Origin of the sequence: Streptomyces sp. HD (assembly GCF_028369295.1) — a bacterium.
GTDB lineage: Bacteria > Actinomycetota > Actinomycetes > Streptomycetales > Streptomycetaceae > Streptomyces.
The window spans coordinates 1-4,018 of record NZ_JAQMYP010000121.1; the positions used below are offsets into that span (position 1 = coordinate 1).

Below are 4,018 nucleotides of genomic sequence, written 5' to 3' on the forward strand. Positions count from 1 at the left end.
ACTGGGCGGTGGCTTCGCCATAGGCACTCTCGGCCTCTTCCAGCGCCTCGTCGAGCGGGGTCTCGGCGAGGGTGTTGAGGGCGTGCCGGAGCGCTGGACGATCTTGTCCTGTTCGTCCGACGGGAGCAGCGGCCCCGGGCCCGGGGTGCGGCGCCCGGCCGAACCCGGAGTTCGGCCCGCGGGCTGCTGGGCGCGTGTCTGGTCGTACATCATCGGGTGCCGCTTCCGTTCCGCCTGAAGGCCACCTTGGCCTTCTCGACGGCCTGTTTCAGGCTTCCGGAGACCCGGTCGGCCCTGCCCCGGCGTTGCAGTCGCCTGTTGCGGGTGACCCGGCCGAGCTCTTCCGTGATCCTGCCCTTCATCGTCTGCGCCTGGTTCCTGATGGTCCGTGAAACGGTCATGGCCGGCCTCGCTGTTGTTCGGTGGATGGGTTCCCGCGGGGTCCGGGCGAGGCGGGAAGGCCGAATGCTTCGCCGTGTGTTCCGGAGTGGCATGGCCCTGCACCGTGCTGCCAGTCAACGTCCGGCAACAGTCCGTGTCAACGCGACGGCCACGCGCTCCGGCCCGCCTCGTCCCGGAGCGTGCGGGAGTACGGTGGAGAAAGCGAGGGCTCTTCGTATGCCGGTGTCCGAACCGGCCCCGTCCTCGCGACTCCCATCTCATGGGCAGCCCTTGACCCCGGCCGCGCCATCCGCATCCAGGGCGAGGAGCCACGTATGCCACTCAGTCCGACCACGTCCACGACGGTCACACCGTCGGACCCCGCCCCGCCGCCCCAGGGCTACGACGGGACGTCCCCCTTCCCACCGGACGGCCCGGCGCCCGCGCGCGACGGCGGTGAGCGTCTGTACGTCACGGTGACGGCGGTGATCGTCGTCCTGCCGTTCGTGGCGATCGGTCTCGCCGGCTGGCTGCTGTGGGGGAGCCTCATCCATCCCGCCGACATCGTGCTCGCCCTCGTCCTCTACACGATCACGGGTCTCGGCGTCACGGTCGGCTTCCACCGTGGCCTCACCCACGGCGGCTACCGGGCCGTCCGTCCCGTGCGGATCGCGCTCGCGGTGGCCGGTTCGATGAGTTTCCAGGGCGACGTCATCGGCTGGGTCGCCACCCACCGCCGCCATCACGCCTTCACCGACAGGCCCGGTGATCCGCACTCCCCGTACCGCTACGGCACGCACCTGCGCGGCCAGTTGCGCGGACTGCTGCACGCACACGTCGGCTGGCTTTTCCGCAACGACCGCACACCCGCCGACCGGTACGCACCCGACCTGCTGGCCGACCGCGACATCCGTGCCGTCGCCCGCGCCTTCCCGGCGCTGTGCGTCCTCACGCTCGCCCTGCCGTTCGCGGTGGGCTGGGCCATCGGCGGTACGTGGCTGTACGGCGTAACCGCCCTGCTGTGGGCGGGACTTGTGCGCATCGCGCTGCTCCACCACGTCACCTGGAGCGTGAACTCCCTCTGTCACATGATCGGTGAGCGCCCGTTCCGCACCCGGCGCCACGACCGGGCCACCAACCTGTGGCCGATGGCCCTGCTGTCGTTCGGCGAGAGCTGGCACAACCTCCACCACGCCGACCCCACCAGCGCCCGCCACGGCGTCGACCGCGGCCAGCTCGACCCCTCCGCCGCCGTGATCCGCCTCCTCGAACGCCTCGGCTGGGTGTACGACGTGCGCTGGCCCACTCCGGACCGCGTGGCCGCCCGCCGCGCCTGACACCGGTCACTCACCTCCTCCGCCGTACGGCAGTTGACAGGAGCTTTCATGACCACCGCGCTGCAACCCCCTCCTCCCTCCCATCCCCTTCTCCGCCTGCGCCTGGCTCCCCACGGGGGCATGCCCCAGCCCATCGACGGAGCATGGTGGCCCCATTCGTACGACCTGCTTGCCGAACTCCCCCGGCTGCTCGCCGGATTGCCGCGCGCGTGGGGCCACATCACCAGCGTCACCGTCAACGGAACGACGTGGTCCGCGGTGCCCGGCCGGATGCTCGTGTTCAACCAGGTCGTACGACTGTGCAGGACCGTGGCGGCATCCGCTCCGCACACCATCGTCCTGCTCGCCCCCGGCCGGGGGCGCTGGGACCTGCTGGTCGTGCCTCCGGATACGACCGAGGAGGCCGCGGAACCGCTCATGGCGGCCGCGGCAAGTGGTCCCGTCTGATCCGGCCTGCCACGGACTGCCCGGAGAATGATCAGGGCACCGACGGCCAGGGTCGGCGACGGCGACGGTCACATCCCCACCACCAGTCGGCCGGGCGGGCCGGTGGTGGCCTCGTACGACGAGGAAGTTTCGCCGGCCTGTTCCGCCGTCAGAAGGGCGGTCGCGGTCGTCGCCGGGCCGGTGTTCGCGCTCGCGGCGGCCATCAGCCGGGCGGCGGAGGGGGCGCTGGTCTCCGGGGGTATCACCAGGAGGGCCCAGCGGCCCGCCGTATAGGACAGCAGCAGGATATTGTGCGGATCCTGCCCCGACGGGAACCAACCGGCCTTCACCGCATGGCCGTTGACGAGGATCTTGCGAGGGCGGACCGGCCAGTGGCGTGGGTTGACGGCGATACGGGTGATCCGTCCCCACAGCGGATCCAGTACGTCCGCCAGAGCGGAGAGTTCGTGTGCCAGGTCACGTGAACGGGGCCACCAGGCGCCGTCCAGTTCGGCGTGCCCTGGTGAAGGACTCACGGGTTTCAGCGCGAGGCGCGCGGTCGGGGCCCTGAAGGGAACGGCCCGTAGCGGGGGATGAGAGGTGGTCGCGGACATCGCGCGAACCCGTCTCCGGACCTCTGCACCTCTGCGCGAGGGCAGCCGTCCGGTGTCGTTGCTCACCGGGAACGAAACCGGCATCGGAGCCGGTGTGCGAAGTGCTCCCGATGAGTTCACGCTACTCCCCGAAGAGGCCGAACGGACCGCTCATGGACGTCGGCTCACTTCCGTCGGCGGTCGTCCTCCGAGGAGCGGCTGGTCTCACCGCCGCCGATTGCCGTGCTCGCGGCCGTGGAAGAGGTCGCCGAGCTCCCCGTCACCGTCGGCGAACCGTCCGGAGACGAACCCGATGGGACCCATTGCTGCCACCAGCAAGGACGCGCCGAAGGCGGCGAAGTGTCCGGCAGAACCCAGAGCCATCCAGGTGAACAGGCCAACCGCGGCCATACCCATCGCGCGTTCCTCGCTCCTTGCTCGCCTTGGCCCCGGCAAGCGATTACTCGAACCGCCGCTCTGGTTGTTCCTCCTCCTCGTCGAACAAATGCACATCGCCGACCGCGATATTGACCTCGGCAACTTCCAGACCGGTCATCCGCTCGATGGCAGCGATCACGTTCTCTCTGACGTCGCCCGCGACCTCGACGATGGAGACGCCGTACTCGACGACGATCTCCAGGTCGACCGCGGTCTGTACCTCGCCGACCTCGACCTTCACTCCGCTGGTGACGGACTTCCCGCCGGCACCGGGCATACGTTCACGCATCGCCCCCATGCCACGGGCGAACCCACCGCCCATCGAATGGACGCCGGGCACGTCGCGGGCCGCCCTCCCGGCGATCTTCGCCACCACGCCGTCGGCGATAGTCGTACGGCCGCGCGACCCCGGATTCCTTTCACACTGACGGCGAGTGCCCGACCTTGCTCAGGCAAATGGCATGTGAGCGATGTCGGGCATTGCGCCAGGAGGCAGCGGTGGTGACCCCCGCAGAAGGTCAGGTCGGTCGGCCGGTCGGACCGCCCTACCGGACGCGGGACCTGCGGCTGCGCCCGTCCGCGATCTGAGGAGGACAAGATCGCCGATGAGCACCGTCACCCCGATGATCAGCAGGTGGAGCGTGTCCCTGCCGAGCGCCCCGACGACGCCGGTGACGCAACGGCCCCGGCGTATACACACCGGGGCCGCCCTTCCGGGTCATTGCACGTGAGAGTGCGCCGACCCACTCACCAGGGTAGGCCCGGGACGCCATTTCAGTCATATGGGAGGACATGGCCGTCATGTGACCGGCCGGAGCGCTGAGGGCGGCCTGGGCCATGTCA

5 protein-coding genes and 1 pseudogene are annotated in these 4,018 nt (G+C 70.0%); 3 read left to right on the top strand and 3 right to left on the bottom strand.

The genetic code is table 11. The features are described 5' to 3' along the window. The 3 genes from POF73_RS46130 to POF73_RS45495 form a co-directional block, all read left to right on the top strand. The coding region (locus tag POF73_RS46130; RefSeq protein WP_334313681.1) for a hypothetical protein at positions 1 to 238 on the top strand (238 nt) is incomplete at its 5' end. Between the two features lie 478 nt (positions 239 to 716). Further along, a complete protein-coding gene (locus POF73_RS45490; RefSeq protein ID WP_272125418.1) occupies positions 717 to 1,718 on the top strand; it encodes an acyl-CoA desaturase in 1,002 nt (333 codons plus the stop codon). 48 nt (positions 1,719 to 1,766) lie between these two features. Continuing rightward, entirely contained in the window at positions 1,767 to 2,165 is a 399-nt protein-coding gene (locus POF73_RS45495; RefSeq protein ID WP_272125420.1) for a DUF5994 family protein, read from the top strand. 68 nt (positions 2,166 to 2,233) lie between these two features. On the opposite strand, the gene POF73_RS45500 is transcribed toward POF73_RS45495, so the two are convergent. From POF73_RS45500 to POF73_RS45510, 3 genes and pseudogenes are all read right to left on the bottom strand, one after another. After that, positions 2,234 to 2,680 carry a DUF5994 family protein gene (locus POF73_RS45500; protein ID WP_334313682.1) on the bottom strand — a complete coding sequence of 149 codons (447 nt, stop codon included), beginning with the start codon at positions 2,678 to 2,680 and terminating at the stop codon, positions 2,234 to 2,236. 282 nt (positions 2,681 to 2,962) lie between these two features. After that, positions 2,963 to 3,154, bottom strand: coding sequence for a hypothetical protein (locus POF73_RS45505; protein ID WP_272125422.1), 192 nt, complete (start codon positions 3,152 to 3,154; stop codon positions 2,963 to 2,965). A gap of 43 nt (positions 3,155 to 3,197) precedes the next feature. Continuing rightward, positions 3,198 to 3,590, bottom strand: a pseudogene (locus POF73_RS45510) (Asp23/Gls24 family envelope stress response protein); the annotation flags it as partial. Positions 3,591 to 4,018 lie beyond the last annotated feature (428 nt).

Excerpts from the sequence above, each read along its gene's own strand:
- POF73_RS45490 (WP_272125418.1), top strand. The coding sequence starts at position 717 with ATGCCACTCAGTCCGACCACGTCCACGACGGTCACACCGTCGGACCCC.
- POF73_RS45495 (WP_272125420.1), top strand. The coding sequence starts at position 1,767 with ATGACCACCGCGCTGCAACCCCCTCCTCCCTCCCATCCCCTTCTCCGC.
- POF73_RS45505 (WP_272125422.1), bottom strand. The coding sequence starts at position 3,154 with ATGGGTATGGCCGCGGTTGGCCTGTTCACCTGGATGGCTCTGGGTTCT.